Source organism: Shimia sp. R9_2 (assembly GCF_017743735.1).
In the GTDB taxonomy this organism is placed as follows: domain Bacteria; phylum Pseudomonadota; class Alphaproteobacteria; order Rhodobacterales; family Rhodobacteraceae; genus Shimia.
Window position 1 is genome coordinate 13,965 of sequence record NZ_JAGHRO010000007.1, and the last position, 13,901, is coordinate 27,865.

Here is a 13,901-nt window from a genome sequence, read left to right on the forward strand (position 1 = left end):
CCAAACCGAAAAGAGGGAGAGCTGGGCAAAAAATCGCAAATGCAATAAAGGCGCTGCAATAAAAAACACCGCCTGCAAAAGCTGCAAGCGGTGTTCTGAAATCTCAGTCTTCGCAGACGAGTGTCTCTTAAGCGGTGGTCTCGATGCGCGCGCCGGCAAACTGGGCCACCATGGCATGTGCGGTGGCTTCATCCACGAGGCACAGCGCTGTGGACAGGCCGTCGGCAACTGCTGCGGATGGCGCAGACACAGATGCCAGCTCAAGCGCGCCTTCCTGGCCGTCGGGGCGGAAGATATGTGCGTCGCTGCCGGAGAGAACGGTCGCCATCGGTGCAGAGGTTGCCAGCGCGCGGTCGGTCAGCTTGACACGTGCAACAACGTCGCCCGCCGGAGTGCTCACGCCTGCGGTCCACTTGGCGCCATCTGCGCGGTGACCCAGCGCTGCAACTTCGCCCATATCCAGCAGAACGTCTTTCAGGCCAGCATCGCGCAGGATCGCGGCAACACGGTCGGTCACATAGCCCTGTGCCACACCGTTCAGCGTAAGCGCCATGCCTTCTGCGCCAAAACGCACTTCATTGGCGTCAAAGGCAACCTTGTCCCAGCCAACACGTGCCTTGGCATCGGTCACATCGCCCTGACCACCTTTCGCCAGCCAAAGCGGCTGAACGGTTGGGTCAAACGCGCCACCGCTGGCTTTGTTCAGCGCATCGCTCAGCTCAAGAACGTTCAGCAGATCAGCGGAAGGCGCGGAAAGCACACCGTCACGGTTCAGCTGGGTCAGCTCGCTGTCACGGTACAGTGAGAAGATGCCTTCAAGACGATCAAGCTCTGCGGTGACAGCTGCCACGATCGGCGCGGCTTGCACTTCGGTCAGGCCGACCAGAGACATCTGAGCAGGCGCGCCCAGCGCCACACCCTGCCATTTGGCGGTTTCGGTAACGGTAGCAGCGTGGCTCAGGCCAGCAGGCACAGCAGCACTGGCTGCGGCGATGGTCAGAAAACGGCGGCGATGCATCCGGGTCATGAAAAGGTCTCCAGAATCGGGTCAAAATCGAGGTGCGCCATGCGCGGTTGGCGGGGGCATATCATCCAATTCCCGGACTGCCCACCCCACCAACCCGCAAAATTCGCGGGAAAACGGCCTTCTTGGCCGCTTTCGTCGGATAATGTAGAATATTAAAGCAAAGGTATAGATGCTGAATGAAAACAAGCAGACGACTGCACGCTCTTCAATAAGAGGCTGCTCTGCCTAGTCAGGCATGCAATGCACAGCATCTGCTGCTTAGTCAGGGAAAAACATGCCCAACCAAAGCACCTTCGAAGACATGGAGTTTAAGGGTTGGACAGACCCCAAGATCGCACGCGGCTACGCCGACGGTTTCGCCACAGCCACCCGATTGACTGCGCGCCATCTTGCGGCTTCGGTTGCGGCTGGACCTGACACACATATTCTCGATCTTTGCACCGGTCACGGTATTGTTGCCGCTGAACTCCTCGCAGCCAGAGCATCCGTCGTGGCGCTGGATTTTTCTGAAGCCATGCTTGCACTCGCCAAAGAAACTGCGCCCGGCGCAACCTTTGTCCGAGGCAACGCAATGGAGATGGCGTTTTCCGATCACTCCTTTGACGCGGTCACTGTCGGTTTCGGGGTTCCCCATTTCCCCGACCCGGCGCGCGGCTTTGCAGAGATCGCGCGCGTTCTCAGACCCGGCGGTCGCCTCGCGTTCTCGATCTGGTGCGGCCAAGGTTCTGCAGGTGCCTTCGGGTGGTTGTTTGACGCTTATGGCCGATTGGCCGACACTTCCATCAAACTGCCTGACGGCCCAGACGCCCACCAATTCACCGATCATGGCCTGGTCAGAGAAACGCTGGAAGCGGCAGGCTTTGAAGACATCACATCACAAGATGTTCCTTCAGAGCTGTTGGTAAAATCGCCCACGGATCTGTTTGACGTTTTCGACAAAGGGGCCGTGCGCGCCGCGGTGCTCTTGAGCGAACAATCCGAAGACACCCGCAACGCCATTCGAGCCACACTTGCAGAACGCGTCCAGATGCTGGGCCGGCACGAGGCCGATGGATACCATGTCCAAGCCCCCTGTGTGATGGTCTCGGCCACCCGCTGTTGACACCAGCGATGAGCCGCCACGCCCTAATTGGTTAACGCGAAAATCCACCGCCGCGATAACGTCGCAATACCGACGCGATACAGACCCTCCATTTTGGCAAGTGTTAACGCTAATCACCTACCCGCTGACCGTCGCCATCAAAGAAATGACACGCCGCTTCTGGGAAGCTCAGCCCCACCTGATCTCCGACACCATGAGGCACATCCCCACCTGTCACGCGCACTACAATCTTCTCTTCCTGACCAACGTCCAGAATAAGGAACATGTCCGCACCGAGGTATTCGACCACCTCAATGGTGCCATCACACTGACCAGCGCCCGTCGCGCAAACCTCAATGTGTTCAGGGCGCACGCCGACCTTGGCCGCCGCTTTGGCTTTGCCAAAGGGTCCGCTGCCAGCGATCGCCAACTGATACTGTGCATCTCCTGCGGCGGCGCGGCAGTCCAGAATGTTCATTTTCGGACTACCGATGAACTGCGCCACGAACAAATTCCCAGGCTTTTCATAGAGTTCGCGCGGGGTGCCCACCTGCGCGATATGTCCATACTCCAGCACCACAATGCGATCCGCCAGCGTCATCGCTTCGACCTGATCATGGGTCACATAGATCATCGTACGCTTCAGACTTTGGTGCAGCTTGGCGATCTCATAGCGCATCTCGACCCGCAGAGCAGCGTCAAGGTTTGACAATGGCTCATCAAACAAAAAGGCTGTTGGATCCCGAACAATCGAACGTCCAATCGCAACCCGCTGTCGCTGCCCCCCAGAGAGGTCTTTCGGGCGCCGCTCGAGATAATCTGTAAGCTTCAGGATCTCTGCCGCCTGCCCAACCTGACGCGCGATTTCATCCCTGCTAACTCCCGCTACTTTCAGGGAAAAACCCATATTCTCGGCAACGGTCAGATGCGGATAAAGCGCATAAGACTGAAACACCATGGTCAGACCACGCTTGCTTGGCGGATGATCGGTGACATCATTTCCATCGATCTCCAGCGCGCCGCGACTGATATCCTCCAGGCCACCAATCATGCGCAGCAAAGTCGACTTGCCGCAGCCTGACGGCCCCACGAAAACCACGAACTCACCGTCCTGAATGTCCAGATCGATCCCTTTGATGACCTGAATGTCACCAAACCACTTTTCTACAGCTTTTAGATGGATACTCCCCATCAGTCTCTCCCCGCCCATGCAAGCCAAACCGCTGCGGTCCAGGTGAAGGACCCGCCGCCCGCAGCATCGCCGCTAAATGGATCAAAATATTCAGCAAATCCGTGTTCCGCAATCAAATCGGCGGTCTTCTTCGCCAAGGCCTGCGCTTCTTTTTCGTGCCCCATGTCCTTCAGGCCAAGGCCAATCAGCATGTTCACAATGGCCCAAGTCGGGCCACGCCAATACCGCCGCACATCAAAGGTTTCGGCGTCGGGATCATTGCTTGGCACCGGATACGGCACCCGTTCCATAACATCACGCAACCGCGCCAGCATCGCCGGGTTCTCGACGCCTGCAAACCAGCAAAGATACGACGCGTTTGATACACACCCCGCCCATTCGCCGCTGTGCACATCTCGGCTGTCAAACCCGCCAAGTTCCTTGTTCCACAACGTGGAGACACCAGCCTCCAACCGCTTGATATCCGCCGCGATCTGCGACACGTCCTTGCCGAGCGCTTCGCCGACTGCATGCAAGTCACGCGCTGCACGTAAAGTGGTAAACGTCATGGTCGGATCTGCCACACGGAACGGGCTTTCCGCCATCATCGCCGCCTGATCCCACTTCAACCGCCGGCCAAGCTGTACCAGCTTGATATAGCGGTCATAATCAAACTTGGTGGGGCGATCTTCGCTGTTCACATGGGCGGTGTCGCGCCGGGTGTATTCCCCCACATCAGACGCATCCATGCGCGCCATGGTCTTGTCCCAGTCAGGCGCATTGTCACGTCCGGTTTCCCAAGGATGCGTTGTGCAAACCGCGCCCATATGCAGACGCCAGCGCATGATCCAATTGTGCCAGGCCAGCATCTTTGGATAGAGGGCGCCCATGCGCGTCTGCCCCATCTCCCGATCCTGCTCCCAGACAAATCTCGCCATTGTGGCCGCGATTGGTGGCTGAATGATACCAGACGAAGGGATCGGCCCCTCACAGGCCCAGACATCCGGGCCTGGGAAATAGCCGGGATCATTCTTGTGAAACAGGATATGCGGCACCATGCCATCGGCCCATTGACCTTGAAACAGGGTCTCGAGCTCGACCCAAGCGCGCTCGACATCAAACTGTGCAAATCCAAACGCTGCCACGGCACTGTCCCAGTTCCACTGGTAGGGGTAGAGCCCCGCCGTCGGCACGGTGTAGCCGCCCCGATCGTTGTCGATCAGGATCTGCTGGGCCTGATCTGTGAGTGTGTTTTCGGAAGTCATTGTCTTATCCTTTGACTGACCCGGCTGTTAGGCCTTTGGTCATGAAGCGTTCGAGCCCTAGGAACAGCACCATGATTGGCAAGGTCGCGATCACCGCCCCCGCCATCAGGTGTTGTCTGGGAATTTCAGAAGAGTTGAGCATCGCCACACCGCGTGTGAGCGTGAATTTCGACGGATCATCCAGCAGCATGAAAGCGAGCAGGAACTCGTTCCACGCAATCATGAAAACGTAGAGCGACACGGAGGCCAGCGCCGGCAGACTGAGCGGCAGCGTGATCTTCCAGATCACCGCGAGACGCGACAGCCCATCCATCAGACCGGCTTCTTCGACTTCGGTTGGCAGTCCCCGGAAGTACCCCTGCAACATATAAAGCGCGACTGGGATCGTGGTGACCGGATAGATCATCACAATGCCAAGGATCGAATTGCGCAGCCCCGTCATCGAAAAGGCGATGTAAATCGGCAGCGCCAAAACGATCATCGGCACCATGTAGATCAGCAGGATCGAGCGCGAGAATGCCTTCTGCCCTTTGAACCGGAACCGCGCCACCGCATATGCCCCAGGCACGCTGAACGCCAAGGTGATGAACACTGTCAGCACCGACACATAGAAAGACGTCCAGAGATAAGTCCCAAAGTTGAAGTCCCGGAACAGCTCCACATAACTCCGGAACAGCTCTGCACCTTTGCTGATTTCAATCGAGAAATCGAGCGGGTTTTGCAGCAAGGCCTGTTGCGACTTCAGGCTGGTCATCACCATCACATAGAATGGGATCAGCACAATCGCGGTGAAAAAGATATAGCCAAAGCCGGTGAGGAAACGGATCACCGCCGCCTCATATTCATGCCGTGTCAGCGCGCCAAACGGCGTGTCCTGCAAGATCGCGGCCATCGCAAAATGCATACCTGCCGCAAGAGCGACCATCGCCACGATGATGGCTGAAAAGGATACACCCTCGCCGGTCACAACCGGTCCAACCGGCGATGCCATGGCAATCGCCATAAGCGCGCTGATCGCAAGCCGCGCGGGCGCATGCTGCGCCGGAAAGCGCACATAGATCAGCCCCGCCGCCGCACCCCACACCAGACAGAGCAACAGCTGCGGACGAAAAGCCGCCCCGGTGGCAAATGACATCGCCACCGCAACCGTTGTTGCTATAACGATCAGCCAAAGTGCCCCAAGCACGGGGCCAGTGATAAACCCTTTGCGCATTTAGAGGCCCTCCTCGCGGCTGATGAATTTGAAGAAGAAGAAGGAGAAACACAGCAGACACAGCAGGATCACCACCGCCACCGCCGCACCCGCGCCGATGTTGGAAATCGCAAACGCCTGCTCATAAACGTTCACCGTCAAAGTGCGCGTACCTGCGTTCCCGCCGGTCAGCAGGAAGATGTCGTCAAACTTGTTGAACGTCCAAATGAACCGCAGCAGGAACAGCACCGACAGAATGCCCAACAGCTGTGGCAAGCTCAGCAACCAGAACTTCTGGAACGGAGACGCGCCATCCATATCCGCTGCCTCATACATCGAGGAATCGATGCTCTGCATCCGTGCAAGAATGAACAGGAACGACAGCGGGAAGTAACGCCAGATCTCAAACACCGTCACCATAATCAGCGCCAGCGGGCGCTCGCCAAAGAAGTTGATCGCACTTTCCGTGACGCCCATCTGAATGAGCAGCGCATTTGCCGATCCGGAGAATGGGTCAAACAACGTCACCCAGGTGAAAGCGACCGCAATCACAGGTGCCACATAAGGGAATAAGTAAAGCCCTCGAATGATGCCCTGTCCGGTACAGCTCTTGTTCAGCAGAAGCGCTGCAAACAGCCCCATCACCAATGCGCCAACCGTGCCAAAAACGGTGTAGAACATGGTCACGCCAAAAACCGTCCAGAACTCACCACCATCAAACAGCCGCTGATAGTTCTCCATCGACAGCTGCGGTGATGCCAGGACACTTTTGCCTGCGCCGGTCATGTCCGGCTCACTGTCTTCCACAGCCGCTTCCAGCGCGTCTTCATCCAGATTGGATGTGATGGGCAAACGAAGCCGTTCCCGCTCTCCACCTTCCAAATCGCCAAAGTCACAGAACAGATCCCGACCAGTCAGCGTACAGGTGTCAGGCAGATCCCCAACAAGCGCAACACCTTCTGGCAGCCGATCGGACAGGGTTACCCCTTTGAGTGTCTCTGCTTGCGACGAGTTCCGCACACGGTACTCAATCCGCAAGTCATCGCCACTGCCGCGCAGGCTCTCACGCACAATCGGCGCAGGCGGGCGCAGGTCAGACAGCGCAAACGGTTTGAAACTGATCCAAATGACAGCCAGCAGGGGCAGCACGACAACCAAAGCAACACTGATCAGCGTCGGAGCCAATAAGCCCCAAGCCAGCCGTGCCTCGCGTTTGGCCAATGCGCCCGTGCCTGTCGGCGGGAGAGCCGTGGACATGGGAAACCTCAAAAGAAAAGAGTGCTTGCGGCCCACCCACTAGGAGCGGGCCGCGGCAAAAACATCTTTGTTTATTGCACCTTGGACAGCTCGTCGTTGATGGCCGCAACCGCAGCAGCTGCATCGATCTCATCATCGATATACTGACGCACAACGCGGTTGATCGCTTGGCTGTTGATGATTTTGGACGCGAGCGACAGCTGGCCTTCCGCAACACCCCAACGCTGCGCCACATCAAGGCCGCCAACGATCTCGTCGATCATCGCCTGATCGTAAAGCTCACCAAGCGGTGCCTTGCGATCTACACCAACCGGCAATTTGGACCAAGCATCCGCAAATGCGGTTGGATTGTCCGCCGTACCACGACGCACAGGGAACTTGCCTTCTGGCGCAATCGACAGCGTCTGGGTGTAGCCGTCATCCATTGCGAACTTCACAAAATCCATCGCCTCATCGGTGTCTGCGTCAGAGGTAATGCCGAAATAACGCACGTCGCCCCAGGCAGCCCCATCCGGATTGGAAGGCCCGGAGAAGTTGGTCACAATACCGGTCATCCCCGCCAGCTTGTTGGAGGTTGGATCGTCGGTAATGGTGGGCGGAGCACTGTCACGCAGACCGGCCAGCTCATCCAAGATGAACGGGGACCAGATGATCATAGCAGCCTTGCCCGCAAAATAGAGCTCGCGGGATTGCTTCCAATAGAGCTCACCCGGAGGCGAAGCTTTGGCGATCGCTTTGTAGAAGTCGAGCACTTCGGTTGTCGCTGCTTCATCCAGCGCTTTGAAACCGTTTTCGTCAACCGGGCTCACGCCATTGGCCAGGAACACATGCTCCAGAACTTGGCTCATGAAGTTTTCGTCCACCTTGGTGGCAGCAACGAAGCCATACATTTCTGGTGGATTGTGGAGTTTTTCCAGTGCGGCCAACACGTTGGCATAGCTGTTTGGCGCTTCAAGACCTGCCGCATCAAACAGATCTTTGCGGTAAACCACCATCTGCGTCCAGCCATCAACCGGCACCGAAGCGGTTTCGCCATTGAAATCTGCCATCGCCACCGCGCCAGGCGCAAAGGTGCCAACACCCAGATCTTCCACGACTTCAGAAGCCGCTTCTGTGTCAAGGATGCCCGCTTCCGCCCAAGGCAGCGCATATTGCAGCGTGTGATAGATCACATCCGGCAGATCGCCCGCAGCAAAAGCGGCCGTCGCACGTGTGCCCAGATCGCTCTCGCTGACCGGGATCACTTCAACAGATGTCCCGGTTGCAGATTTGAACTGCTCCGCCATTTCCTGCTGCTTGGCCAGCCGCTCTGGCTGTTCTTCAGTCGTCCAGAAACGGATCGTGTCGGCCTGTACCGACATCGCCGTCAAGGCCAGGGCAAGCGAGGTGCTTACCATCAGTTTCGAAGTAAAGTGACGTGACATGATTGTCCTCCCGTGTTGTCGTTATTGCGTATTTTTAATCTTTTCAGCGAGTTGATCAGGGCGCAGCGCCGGTGGCCCATCTGACAGCCGCTCCACCAGAATGGCGTCAGATACCTCTCGTAGTGTCTCCGGAGACTCCCCCCGAATCTGGCGGATCAGCAACTCCGCAAGCCGCGCGCCAGCTTTTCGCGTATCAACGTGATAGGTGGTCAAGCCAGGGCGCACATAATCCGCTTCAGGTACCCCATCATAGCCGATGACCGAAACATCCCGCCCGACCTGAAGACCCAAATCGCTGAGTGCATCATAACCGCCAAGCGCCGCCATATCGGTGGCAAACACCACGCCTGTCGGGGGGCGCTCAAGCCGCATCAACGCATGGACTTCTTCAGCCCCTTCTTCGCGCGTCCGCGCTCCTTCTCGCAGAAGCTCGGCGTCATACGTCAGCCCTGCAGCTGCGAGCCCGGCCTTGAACCCTTCTCGGCGCAGATGGGTGTAGTTAAAGTTTGCGGTGCTGCCGACATAGCCGATGCGCTCGTGGCCCAGCCCGGCAAGCCGCGTCACTGCGCTGCACATCGCCGCCTCTCCAAGAATATCATACCAGGAGCTTTTTTGCTGCGCAGTAGGCACGCCATGTTCGGTGCGCCCGAATAAAACGTGCGGCACGCCCCGCGCCTGCAACAGCGAAATCCGCGCGTCCTTCACTTCGGTACGGGGTAGAATAAATCCGTCTGCTTTACGCTCATCAACCAGCCGCCCGAGCACGTTTTGCATATCTGCGTCAGAGGTCGCCGTCGAAACAGTCACTGTCCAGCCAAAACCGCTTGCCGTTTCGCAAGCCCCCATCAGGAACTCTTGCAAAAACGGATTGTGCCGGTCCGGCTCGTCCATTTGCAGGACCAAAGCCAGCGCACGCACCCGCCCGGTGCGGATCGCCTGCGCATGGCTCAGTGGTTGATATCCAAGTTTCTGCGCCGTGCTCGCAACGCGCTTCCGGGTGCTTTCAGAGATATCCGCATAGCCGTTCATGGCGCGCGAAACCGTGCTTTTGGACATGCCCAGATGCGCTGCAAGATCATTGATCGTAACCCGACGCCCCGCGCGGTTCTGCGGCGCGCGCATATCTTTTTCGGAAGGGTGTCGAATCGCTGACATGGCATGACTATTTTTTCCGAAACCGGTTTCGGCAAGCAATATCAGGGCAAGATCTTATGCGCTCAGCCCAAGTTTTGGCCGCAAAAGGCGCAACGCGTCCTGTTTTTCAGGCGCTCTAAAAATCTCCTAACTCAGCGAAACCACCCCGAATGGACCGCAAAACTCTTGCCATCTCAGCGGTTGCACGTAGCGTTCACACAGCCTCACTTTGTCGCGCAGGGACCACTCATGCTCACAGATCACCGCCCGATCCGGTCCATCGCCTGTGTTGGAGAGTGATGATTGAAATGGCCCTGCAAGATCAAGCCACTGCGCGCCTCGGCGTGGCAGGAGACACGTTTAACACGGCCTATTATCTCAACCGGCTTCTTGCAGATTCAGGAGTACCGACCACCTATGTCACGGCTCTGGGGGATGATGCCTTCTCAGATCGCATCCGCAGCACCATCGCAGGGCATGGCATCAAAACCGATTGCATCGAAACCCGCAAAAACCGGATGCCAGGACTCTATGCCATCGAAACCGATGAAACCGGAGAGCGTAGTTTCAGCTATTGGCGCTCCGCCTCCGCCGCCCGCACGCTTTTCTCCGAGCCTTGTGACGTGCCGCTTTCCGCCCTCAATCGCTTTGATCTGGTGCTTCTCACCGGCATCAGCATGGCGATCCTGCCGCCTGAGACTCGCACCGCGATCCTCGACTGGATCGATACCTTTCGCGAGAAAGGCGGACTCGTTGCCTATGACAGCAACCACCGCCCTCGCCTTTGGGAAAGCACCGAGGTCGCCCGCGACATCAACACACAAATGTGGAAACGCACGGACATCGCCCTGCCTTCCGTGGATGACGAAATCGCGCTCTTTGAGGACACCTCCGAAGATGCAGCCCTCGCCCGCCTGCGGTCTTATGGACTCACCTATGGCGCCCTCAAGCGTGGCCCCGACGGTCCATGTGATATCGCAACAGGCGCTCCACTCACAAACTCCGGCCCCGCTTCCAAAATGGAGGACAGCACCGCGGCAGGCGACAGTTTCAACGCAGGCTTTCTCGCCGCCACCTGTCTTGGTAAGGACATCCAAGCCGCCATGCGCGCGGGCCACCAACTCGCCGCCCATGTGGTCACCCAACCCGGCGCGATTGTGGATATTCCTGATCGTTACGTCGTCGTTTTGACCTGATCTATGCAACCCAAAAGCCCCTGCGCCATGGCACCGGGGCTTCTGAAGTGTTTAGGCAGAAAGCTTAAACCGTGCCGCCCAGACTGTCTTCCAGCGCCACTAGTTCCTGACCACCGGCCATCATATCTTGCAGCTCATCCGGCGTGATCTGGCCCCTCTGCGAAGTGCCAAGCGTCTGACCACGATTGAGCACCGTAAAGCGATCCCCTACCGCCAGCGCATGGCGCACATTGTGCGTGATAAACACCACCGCGACCCCCTGCTTGCGCACCTTGTCGATGGTGGCGAGCACATTGGCCGTCTGACGCACCCCCAGCGCAGAAGTCGGTTCGTCTAGGATCAGAACTTTCGCGCCAAAATGCACCGCCCTCGCGATGGCAACCGTCTGCCGCTCACCGCCTGAAAGCGTCCCAACAGCCTGATCCGGTCCACGCAGGTTGATGCCCATCTTGCGCATCTCTTCCATCGTCACCTGATTGGCATAATCGTGATCAAAGAACTTCATCGGACCGATCTGCTTCACCGGCTCATTGCCCATAAAAAAGTTCCGGCTCACCGACATCAGCGGGATCATCGCCAGATGCTGGTGAACAGTCGCGATACCCGCCGCAATTGCATCGCGCGGATCGGCAAAATGCATTTCCTTGCCGTCAAAAAGGATCTGCCCTTTGGTCGGCTTGTGTACGCCGGACATGGTCTTGATGAAGGTGGATTTCCCCGCGCCATTGTCACCAAGCAGGCAATGACATTCACCGGGGTAAACATCGACGGACACACCGGCGAGCGCAATCACGCGACCAAAGTGCTTGGCGATGTTTTGCATCTGAATGATGGGGGCTTTTTCCGGGTTCATATCAACGCTCCCCCGTAATTATGCGACGAATATAGGTGTTCAGGATCACGGCTCCCAGCAAGATAACTCCGAGGAACACGCGGAACAGCGAGCTCTCAACGCCTGCAAAGAACAGCCCCTGCTGGACCACACCAAAGATCAGCGCCCCCAAAGCTGCCCCGATCACGGAGCCATAGCCCCCGGTCAGCAAGGCGCCGCCAATCACCACAGCAATGATAGCTTCAAACTCTTTCAGGAGGCCGCGATCAGAGCCGGCACCGCCAAACTCCATTACCTGACATGTGGCAAAGACGGTTGCGCAGAAAGCGGTGAACATGAACATCAGGATCTTCACCTTGTCGACAGGCACACCAGAGTTGCGCGCTGCTTCTGCATCGCCGCCAGCGGCATAGATCCAGTTCCCAAAGCGGGTCTTGGTCAGGATGATGTGGCCAACAATCACAAGCAGGATCGCCCAGACAATAAGCATCGGCAAACCGTCCACCACGGGTTGGCCCTTGCGGGTGCCACGCTCAAACACGGCAATGATCCCCGCATCGCCCATCCACTGGAAGAATCCAGTGAAGATCTTGCCCCCAAACACGGCCGCCAGCCAATCGCCTTCTGCCGCCTCACCGACACCACCAATGATGGTTTTACGCTCAATGGTCTGCGGCAGATAGATCGCAAAGCCGCGCAAAATAAACAGAAACGCCAGCGTCACGATGAAACTCGGCAGTCCGGTGCGCACCACGATGAAACCGTTCAACGCGCCGATAGAGACCGCAATCGCAAAGGTCACGATAATGGCCATCCAGACCGGCCAGCCCAACGTGACGCTGAAAATCGCAATCAACATCCCGGCAAAACCAATCATCGACCCGACGGAGAGGTCAAACTCACCAGCGATCATCAGCAGACAGGCCCCCACCGCAATGATCATGAACTGTGCCGAGATCTGGCTCCAGTTCATAATGCCCTGGCTGTTGAACATGCCGCTGTCAAAAGCGAACAAAAGGAAAAAGGTGAACACGGCAACGGTGCCGACGATCCCGCCCAGTTCCGGGCGGATCAGCGCTTTGCGGAAACGCGAGATTTCCTTGATGCGCTCATCGGCATTGGCCGCGGGTTGCGTCGCGTTTGTCATGCGACATCTCCCATCTGCTGTGAATTTTGGATTGGTTGTCAGGGTGGGAAAAGGGCACCAGATGTGGCGGCGCCCCTCGCCTATTTTCACTTATCAAGCCAGTGGCTTAGCGGTACTCGCCCGCAAATTCTTCAACTTTTTCAAGACCATCGGCAGTTACAAAACCCGGGCCGGAGTTGATGTTGTTGCCTGGCAGCACGCCATAACGGTGATAGTTGGTCAGGACCACAACTGGCAGGTACGCCTGCAAGAACGGTTGCTGATCGATGCCCCAATTGATCACGCCTGCTTTGATGCCTTTCACGATCTCTTCACCGAGATCGAAGGTGCCAAAGTAGATGTCGCCGGCCATGCCGTTTTCATCCAGCGCCAGCAGAGTCGGGTCAGCAGATGTTGGGCCAAGCGTCAGAACCGCGTCGGTTTCTGGATTTGCGTTCAGATAAGCCAGCACGCGGTTTTTGATCTCCGCAGGGTCTTGGCCGCTGTCGATCATCTGGTCGCCCAGATCAATGCCCAGACCATCCGCAAAACCTTGGCAGCGCTCCGTTGAGGACGGCGAGGAGATGTAGTGGTTCACACAAAGGAAGCTGCCAACACCGTCACCTTTGGCGCGCAGACCTGCAGCGTAACCGGCGTCATACTCTGGCTGACCAACATACATCAGCGCGCCAACTTCGCGCGCCTGATCTGGCGTGCCGGAGTTCATGATGATCACATCCACACCGCTGTCCACAGCCGCTTTGATCGGGCCGGAAAGCACATCATAGTCGCTCAGTGTGGTGATGATTCCATTTGGCCCAGAAGCCGCCGCCTGCTCGATGATCCGCGCCATATCCGCCAGGTCGCCGGTTGGCGGATTGCGATACTCGACGTCGACACCCATCTGGTCGCCCGCCAGCGCGATGCCGTTTTTAATGGTGTTCCACCAGCTGTCACTGTCTGGTGCGTGGCTAACCAGAATATATTTTTCGCCATCTGCGGCAGCAGTGTTGGCCAGCGCAAAGGGCGCAGTCACAACGGCAGCCGCCAAAGCCAGCTTCTTGGTAAATGAAGTCATGTTTTCCTCCCAAAATTACGTCTTCATGGCACGCAGGCGGCTCCAATCCGCCTTCTCCGACCCAAGTTTAAGCACATCCCAATTCACTTTGCAACCGGTTGCAAAAAGTGAATTTCCA

12 protein-coding genes are annotated in these 13,901 nt (G+C 57.5%); 2 read left to right on the forward strand and 10 right to left on the reverse strand.

Annotated features, from left to right (window positions below):
- Positions 1–127 precede the first annotated feature (127 nt).
- Positions 128–1,027, reverse strand: a complete 900-nt coding sequence (locus J7400_RS15735; protein ID WP_247738846.1) for an FAD:protein FMN transferase — start codon at positions 1,025–1,027, stop codon at positions 128–130.
- A 274-nt stretch (positions 1,028–1,301) separates the two neighbouring features.
- Here J7400_RS15735 and J7400_RS15740 point away from each other — a divergent pair, with 274 nt between their 5' ends.
- Positions 1,302–2,129, forward strand: coding sequence for a methyltransferase domain-containing protein (locus J7400_RS15740; RefSeq protein ID WP_247738847.1), 828 nt, complete (start codon positions 1,302–1,304; stop codon positions 2,127–2,129).
- Positions 2,130–2,238: 109 nt separating this feature from the next.
- Here J7400_RS15740 and ugpC read toward each other — a convergent pair whose 3' ends face one another.
- From ugpC to J7400_RS15770, 6 genes are all read right to left on the reverse strand, one after another.
- A complete protein-coding gene (gene ugpC, locus J7400_RS15745) occupies positions 2,239–3,300 on the reverse strand; it encodes a sn-glycerol-3-phosphate ABC transporter ATP-binding protein UgpC (protein ID WP_209065048.1) in 1,062 nt (353 codons plus the stop codon).
- Entirely contained in the window at positions 3,300–4,544 is a 1,245-nt protein-coding gene (locus J7400_RS15750; RefSeq protein WP_209065050.1) for a hypothetical protein, read from the reverse strand. The genes ugpC and J7400_RS15750 overlap by 1 nt, the downstream gene beginning before the upstream one ends.
- 4 nt (positions 4,545–4,548) lie before the next feature.
- Positions 4,549–5,757: a carbohydrate ABC transporter permease gene (locus J7400_RS15755; protein WP_209065053.1), complete on the reverse strand. Its 1,209-nt coding sequence runs from the start codon at positions 5,755–5,757 to the stop codon at positions 4,549–4,551.
- Positions 5,758–6,993 carry a sugar ABC transporter permease gene (locus J7400_RS15760; protein WP_209065055.1) on the reverse strand — a complete coding sequence of 412 codons (1,236 nt, stop codon included), beginning with the start codon at positions 6,991–6,993 and terminating at the stop codon, positions 5,758–5,760.
- 71 nt (positions 6,994–7,064) lie between these two features.
- Entirely contained in the window at positions 7,065–8,417 is a 1,353-nt protein-coding gene (locus J7400_RS15765) for an extracellular solute-binding protein (RefSeq protein WP_209065057.1), read from the reverse strand.
- 21 nt (positions 8,418–8,438) lie between these two features.
- The gene (locus tag J7400_RS15770; protein ID WP_247738848.1) at positions 8,439–9,572 is read right to left on the reverse strand and encodes a LacI family DNA-binding transcriptional regulator; all 1,134 of its coding nucleotides are present in this window, start codon (positions 9,570–9,572) and stop codon (positions 8,439–8,441) included.
- 287 nt (positions 9,573–9,859) lie between these two features.
- On the opposite strand from J7400_RS15770, the gene J7400_RS15775 reads away from it, so the two are divergent.
- Positions 9,860–10,747 carry a sugar kinase gene (locus tag J7400_RS15775; protein WP_247738849.1) on the forward strand — a complete coding sequence of 296 codons (888 nt, stop codon included), beginning with the start codon at positions 9,860–9,862 and terminating at the stop codon, positions 10,745–10,747.
- A gap of 64 nt (positions 10,748–10,811) precedes the next feature.
- Here the strand turns inward: J7400_RS15775 and J7400_RS15780 are convergent, their stop codons facing one another.
- The 3 genes from J7400_RS15780 to J7400_RS15790 all read right to left on the reverse strand — a co-directional run bounded on the left by J7400_RS15780 (position 10,812) and on the right by J7400_RS15790 (position 13,783).
- Complete coding sequence (locus J7400_RS15780; RefSeq protein WP_209065059.1) at positions 10,812–11,600, reverse strand: ATP-binding cassette domain-containing protein; 789 nt, start codon at positions 11,598–11,600, stop codon at positions 10,812–10,814.
- 1 nt (position 11,601) lies between these two features.
- Positions 11,602–12,726 (reverse strand): ABC transporter permease, encoded by a 1,125-nt coding sequence (locus J7400_RS15785; protein WP_209065061.1) that lies wholly within the window; start codon positions 12,724–12,726, stop codon positions 11,602–11,604.
- Positions 12,727–12,832: 106 nt separating this feature from the next.
- On the reverse strand, positions 12,833–13,783 hold the full coding sequence (locus tag J7400_RS15790) for a sugar ABC transporter substrate-binding protein (protein ID WP_209065063.1): 951 nt from the start codon (positions 13,781–13,783) through the stop codon (positions 12,833–12,835).
- Between the last annotated feature and the right edge of the window lie 118 nt (positions 13,784–13,901).

Bases quoted from the DNA above. Each gene is read 5' to 3' on its own strand.
- J7400_RS15735 (WP_247738846.1), bottom strand. From the start codon at position 1,027: ATGACCCGGATGCATCGCCGCCGTTTTCTGACCATCGCCGCAGCCAGT.
- J7400_RS15740 (WP_247738847.1), top strand. From the start codon at position 1,302: ATGCCCAACCAAAGCACCTTCGAAGACATGGAGTTTAAGGGTTGGACA.
- ugpC (WP_209065048.1), bottom strand. From the start codon at position 3,300: ATGGGGAGTATCCATCTAAAAGCTGTAGAAAAGTGGTTTGGTGACATT.
- J7400_RS15750 (WP_209065050.1), bottom strand. From the start codon at position 4,544: ATGACTTCCGAAAACACACTCACAGATCAGGCCCAGCAGATCCTGATC.
- J7400_RS15755 (WP_209065053.1), bottom strand. From the start codon at position 5,757: ATGCGCAAAGGGTTTATCACTGGCCCCGTGCTTGGGGCACTTTGGCTG.
- J7400_RS15760 (WP_209065055.1), bottom strand. From the start codon at position 6,993: ATGTCCACGGCTCTCCCGCCGACAGGCACGGGCGCATTGGCCAAACGC.
- J7400_RS15765 (WP_209065057.1), bottom strand. From the start codon at position 8,417: ATGTCACGTCACTTTACTTCGAAACTGATGGTAAGCACCTCGCTTGCC.
- J7400_RS15770 (WP_247738848.1), bottom strand. From the start codon at position 9,572: ATGTCAGCGATTCGACACCCTTCCGAAAAAGATATGCGCGCGCCGCAG.
- J7400_RS15775 (WP_247738849.1), top strand. From the start codon at position 9,860: ATGGCCCTGCAAGATCAAGCCACTGCGCGCCTCGGCGTGGCAGGAGAC.
- J7400_RS15780 (WP_209065059.1), bottom strand. From the start codon at position 11,600: ATGAACCCGGAAAAAGCCCCCATCATTCAGATGCAAAACATCGCCAAG.
- J7400_RS15785 (WP_209065061.1), bottom strand. From the start codon at position 12,726: ATGACAAACGCGACGCAACCCGCGGCCAATGCCGATGAGCGCATCAAG.
- J7400_RS15790 (WP_209065063.1), bottom strand. From the start codon at position 13,783: ATGACTTCATTTACCAAGAAGCTGGCTTTGGCGGCTGCCGTTGTGACT.